7 protein-coding genes are annotated in these 5,338 nt (G+C 61.7%); 4 read left to right on the top strand and 3 right to left on the bottom strand.

Annotated features, from left to right (window positions below):
• The coding region (locus tag VML93_RS19700; RefSeq protein WP_325613254.1) for a recombinase family protein at positions 1-151 on the bottom strand (151 nt) is incomplete at its 3' end.
• A 224-nt stretch (positions 152-375) separates the two neighbouring features.
• Positions 376-1,314, bottom strand: coding sequence for an aldo/keto reductase (locus VML93_RS19695; RefSeq protein WP_325613252.1), 939 nt, complete (start codon positions 1,312-1,314; stop codon positions 376-378).
• 566 nt (positions 1,315-1,880) lie between these two features.
• On the opposite strand from VML93_RS19695, the gene VML93_RS19690 reads away from it, so the two are divergent.
• Genes VML93_RS19690 through VML93_RS19675 form a run of 4 tightly spaced genes read left to right on the top strand, consistent with a single transcriptional unit; the run spans position 1,881 to position 4,712 of the window.
• Positions 1,881-2,624 carry an SDR family NAD(P)-dependent oxidoreductase gene (locus VML93_RS19690; protein WP_325613251.1) on the top strand — a complete coding sequence of 248 codons (744 nt, stop codon included), beginning with the start codon at positions 1,881-1,883 and terminating at the stop codon, positions 2,622-2,624.
• A complete protein-coding gene (locus tag VML93_RS19685; protein ID WP_325613249.1) occupies positions 2,625-3,557 on the top strand; it encodes an ABC transporter substrate-binding protein in 933 nt (310 codons plus the stop codon).
• Entirely contained in the window at positions 3,544-4,491 is a 948-nt protein-coding gene (locus VML93_RS19680) for an aldo/keto reductase (protein ID WP_325613248.1), read from the top strand. Before VML93_RS19685 ends, VML93_RS19680 begins: the two co-directional genes overlap by 14 nt.
• A 5-nt stretch (positions 4,492-4,496) precedes the next feature.
• The gene (locus VML93_RS19675; protein WP_325613247.1) at positions 4,497-4,712 is read left to right on the top strand and encodes a hypothetical protein; all 216 of its coding nucleotides are present in this window, start codon (positions 4,497-4,499) and stop codon (positions 4,710-4,712) included.
• A 333-nt stretch (positions 4,713-5,045) separates the two neighbouring features.
• On the opposite strand, the gene VML93_RS19670 is transcribed toward VML93_RS19675, so the two are convergent.
• Positions 5,046-5,338: MFS transporter (locus VML93_RS19670; protein ID WP_325613245.1), on the bottom strand; the 293-nt coding region annotated here is incomplete at its 5' end.

The raw sequence follows: 5,338 nt of genomic DNA, 5'->3' as shown, positions 1-5,338 counted from the left end.
CTTGGCGCAATCCGGGCCGCTCTCGGTTTGTGCCCGTCAGACCGTGGTCGACATAGATCCGCTCCGAGTCGACACCGAGCGCCGCGAGCGCCTCCCGTTGCAGCGTGAGATCTTGATCCACCGTAGACAACTGCGCGTAGCCGATCTTCAGCTCCGTCGCGCCAAATAGGCCAAATAGATAGTGTGCCGCTTAGCCCCCCTTCACCGGGAAGGATGACCGAACCAGTCTTACGGGACATCGGCAGTCTCCTGCCTGGCCGGCCGCGGTCGCTCGGTGTCGGCGTGCCGTTTGAGGTTCCCCTTGCGAGCAGCCGATTGAGTTGAGCGGCGTCGGCTGTGTGGGCGACGACGCAGCGCGGGCGCGATGTATGACCTCTAGCTCGGAGGAATGAATCCAGGCACGCCGGTGCCTATGACCGGGTTGAACCTGACGTTCGTGGTGATACGGTTCCGAATGTCCTGCATAGCGTCTTCAGGGAGAGTCGAAATCTCAAAGTTCTGTCGGATGCGTTCAGGTCTGGTCGATGTGGTCAGGAAAGCAGTGCCCCGCTGCACGGCCCAAGACAGGGCAACCTGGGCCGAGGTCACGTGCAGGCGCTCTGCGATACCGGCGATTATCGGGTCTTCCAACAAATTTGGCACCGAGGAATGTCCCAGCGGCGCGAATGCCAAAAGCACGATCCCATGCTCGCGACAGAAGGAAAGCAGTTCCCATTCGGGTAGATAAGGATGCGACTCGACTTGCACCACCGCCGGCCTGATACGCGCAACCGCAACGATCTCTTTCACTTTCTCCACGGTGATGTCTGACAGGCCGATCGACCCACAGCGACCGTCGTCCACGAGGCGCTCCAGCGCCTGCCACGTCTGCGCTAATGTGACCCCCTCGTCGTAGATCACCTGACCGTTCTCATCCCTGGGATCTTGGTCGTCGCCAGGACGGAAGGCGAACGGTGTGTGGATCAGATAGCAATCGACATAGTCGAGCTGAAGTCGGCGAAGGCTCGCTTCGAAGGCAGGCCTGACGCGCTCTGGGCGGTGATTGGTGTTCCACAGCTTCGTGGTGACGAAGACATCTTCCCGCTGAATCGTTCCGGCCTCGAACGCCTCGCGCAACGCATCGCCCACCGCGTCTTCATTGCGATACCGTTCCGCGCAATCGAAATGCCGAAAACCCACGCCCAGCGCGGTCGTGACGGCCCGCTTAGTCTCAGCACGATCCGGAATCAGCGTGCCGAACCCGACAGCAGGTATCGCACCCCGGCCGTTGACGAGAGGAATCCTCGTCAAGCGAAGTCCATCAGGTGCTGTCATGTCAGACTCCCAACCCAATTCTTCGGGTGCGCAATGTCACCAACGGATAATCGAAAGGCGGCTAGTCGCAGGGTCGTCGGGATAGATGGCCGGCGGCACGATGTCAGCAGCGTCGCGCGCCCGCAGCCCGAAAGCGCGTGATTGGCCTGGCTCGCCTGGAGCCGTCCAGAGTCGCATGAAGTGACCCTCCTCGCCCAGTTCGTGGGCCTTTACTAGCTTGCCGCATCTAAGCGTCACCGACAACGCGCAGTGATGCTCTCTGAATCGTGAGGGCGCGCGGATAGTGGCAGACGCTCGAGCTCGCCGTCATGCGCGGCGCTTCGCGCCTGTCGAACACCGCGGTCCGGTAGTAGACCGAACGCACAGGCCGCCAACCCGGCGACCTGTCCGCGCAAGTCACGCGCGTTAAATCTTCGGTCCGCAGCTATCCCAGCGACGCGGCTGGTCCTACGATCTTGAGATGATGCAGGGCCAAGCTGCCCAGCCGGGCCAGTGACTTTCCCTGGCGCGAAATACCGCCACCTGCGGATCGCAGAGCTCTTTCCTTCACACGGAGGACAATTCTGATGTCACGTGTCGCGATGGTCACGGGAGCCAGTCGGGGAATCGGTTCTGCGACCGCACGGGTGCTTGCCGAAGACGGGTTTCGGGTTGTCGTCAACTACCGGTCGAGCGCCGCCGAGGCTGACGAGGTGGTCACGACCATTACCGCGGCAGGGGGCGAGGCAGTGGCGATCCGGGCCGACGTGACGCTAGCCGACGACGTCGCAGCGATGTTCGGTGAAATCGAGCAGCGCTGGCGCTCGGTCGACGTGCTCGTGCACAACGCGTTGATTCCTTATGTCATCACCCCGTTTGCCGATCTGACCTGGGAACAGCTCGGCGGCAAGCTGGACGCTGAGCTACACGCCGCATTCCTGCTCACCAAAGCTGCTGTGCCGGGGATGATTTCCCGTGGCTATGGCCGTCTACTTTATCTCACCGCCGAGCCGTCGCGGCATCCGCGCAACGGCATGATCAACCTCGGCGTCGCCAAGGCGGCCATGAATCAGTTCGTCCGCTACATCGCGCTCGAGCTGGCGCCGCACGGAATCACCGCCAACCTCGTCGCACCGGCAACGGTGCAGGGCACGTCGATGAACCAGAAGTTGACACCGCAGGAGTTGCAGGCGCTCGGCGCGGCGGCGCCGATGGGACGACTTGTCACGCCCGACGAGGTGGCCAAGACCTTGGCCTTCTTGGCGAGTGAAGATTCCGGTTTCACCACCGGCCACTATTTCCCGCTCGACGGCGGCCTGACGATGGATTGAATGCTCGTATCGCGACTCAAGGAAGGCCTCACCATGCACACGATCGATCTGGCTTATGTTGGTCGCGGCATCCACGAGGAGCTGATCGCCTACGTGGCCGATCAGGAGGGCTACTTCGAAGACGAGGGCGTCCACGTTGCCATGCGGGATGGAACCCGTTGGGACATAACGCGTGTACGCACCTGCGCGACCATTGGGCTCGGCCGGGCGGTACTATCGCGACTGACCGACGGCTTCGAGTGGACCGTGCTGAGCATGAACACCGACCGGCCATTGTTCTGGTTCCTCGGCAACGCAAACGTGACGTCCATGGCGGACCTCCGCGGTCGCCGGCTCGCTGTGCATGCGCCGGATAACCCGCCGGGTTGCTTTGCCCGCATAGTGCTGCGGAAGCACGGTCTGGACCCTGACCGGGACGTGACATGTATGGTGCGACATCCGGGTGACTACCAGATGGACCTACGGCACCTTCGCGACGGCTCCATCGACGCCGCCTACGTTGGCAGCACCATGGGCCCCGAACAAGTTGCCGAGGAAGAGGGCTTCCACGTATTGGCTTGGGTGGGAGATCACTTCCAGATCCCGACTGTGGGAATCGCAGTGGACGCCACCTACAACCCGATCGACAGCCCTGCGCTGCAGGCGCTGGTCCGGGCCAATCAGCGCGCACTGAAAACGTTGGCGGATCAACCCGACCTGGCGATCCGCTACATCGCGTCGTTTCTCAACCGGATGACAAATCAAGAGGTGCAGCGCTACTACGAGCGCTACATCCAGCCGTACTACACCTCCGACGGCCGAGTGCACCCGGATGTCGCCAGGCTCGCTGTCGATGCCATTGCAGCCGAACTCGGCGTCGCGTCGGTACCCGCCGACGCCATCTATGCCCCGGCGCTAGGAATGGATGAGGCGAAAAGCCATGGCATTGCATGAAAAACTCAACCAGCACAAGTTCGTCCTGAACAACGGTGTCAGTGAGATCCCGGCGCTCGGGTTTGGGACATCGCTTTCCGATCGCACGAAGACGCGCAGCGCGGTGACGACAGCTGTCGAGGTAGGTTTCCGTCACCTCGACGCCGCCGAGCGGTACCGCAACGAAGCGGAGGTCGGCGCGGCACTCAAGGATCTATTCGCTGCCGGGACGGTGCGCCGCGAGGACTTATTCGTGACCACCAAGCTGTGGAACAACAACCATCGACCGCAACGAGTCAAGCCCGCGTTGCAGGCCAGCCTGGACAGGCTCGGACTCGAGACCGTCGATCTGTATCTGGTGCACACCCCGTTCGCCTTCCGTCCTGGCGACGACCAAGATCCCAGGGATGAGAACGGTCGGGTGATCTACGACGAGGGGGTCACATTAGCGCAGACGTGGCAGGCGCTGGAGCGCCTCGTGGACGAGGGACTTTCACGGGCAATAGGCCTGTCGGATATCGGCGTCGAACGCACCCGCGAAATCGTCGATACCGCGCGAATCAAGCCGGCGGTCGTGGAGGTCGAGTCGCACCCGTATCACCCGCAGTGGGAGCTCTATGAACTCTGCCGGGCACACGGAATCATCGTGTTGGCGTTCGCATCGCTGGGCCACGCATTAGAACCGCGACTGCTCGATGACCCTCTCATCGTCTCGATCGCTCAACGTCATAGAAAGACACCGGCGCAAGTGCTTTTGGCCTGGGGGATACAGCGCGGCACTGCAGTTCTCACCGGGTCGGTCACGCCGTCACGCATCAAAGAGAACTTCGATGTCACCGCCCTGCCCGAGAGCGCGATCCAGGAAATCAGCGAACGTCTCGAAACGCGGATCCGGTTCAATTCCGTTGCAGACGGCGGGGAACCGGGATTCGCTGAGGTTCCTTCGGACAAGTGACGGCAATGACTGACGCGTTCGTCCTCAGCGGGGTACGGACAGCGTTCGCATTTCCAGACCGGCCCACCGTCGGCGCGTTCGCCGGTGTGGTGATCAAGCACAGCAAGGACGGCTGGAGCATTGCCTACTACCGGGCTTCCCACCAACGTATCTGGGCGACACGATCGACCCGCTGCACGCCGACGGCATCGCGGTCACAGACGAGATCGCCGCTCACCTGAGGCCGGCGCAGCATGACCATATCAACTTCTACGGCGCCTACTCCTTCGACATCGACGCCGAACTCCGTCGCGACGGGCACCGCACGCTGCGCGTCCCCGCCTGATCCCCACAAGACCGCGAAAACACCCAGAATCGTTGCGTTACTAGGCCGGCCCCATGGACTACGGCCTTATGTTGCTGATCGACAGCAGCTGATGAGAATGATGAGGGTTGGGTACCACGAAACATGAAACGCGGGACAGTGAATCAGGACTAGACAACCCAATCGGTCCGGTCAAAGTATTTTCTGTACGACCAGTGAGTCGGACGACGCCGGATGAGTATTGCGGTGGCTATCGGCGTATGCGCAGAGCAAGGAAGTACTCGTACATTCGGTCGCGGTCGACGGTGAAGCTAATCGCCTTTTTGATGCCATAAGTATCGTATTCCAACCAGCGCTCGGTGCGCTGACGCTCAAATTCGGTCCAGGACCCCACGGTGAATCTCTCGAGGAATGTATCTGGTTGTCCGGCACTGTGATACAGCCGCCAACTGTGTCCACCCGTTCGCAGCCGTGACTGCCTCACCGCAGTCATCGCCTCCATGAAGTCATGAAGGCTCTCGGCTGGAACTTGGTAGCGGACGG

It is taken from the genome of Mycobacterium sp., assembly GCF_035499775.1.
Taxonomy (GTDB): Bacteria; Actinomycetota; Actinomycetes; order Mycobacteriales; family Mycobacteriaceae; genus Mycobacterium.
The sequence above is the reverse complement of the archived record's forward strand: the minus strand, read 5'-3'. Positions and strand labels throughout refer to the sequence as shown.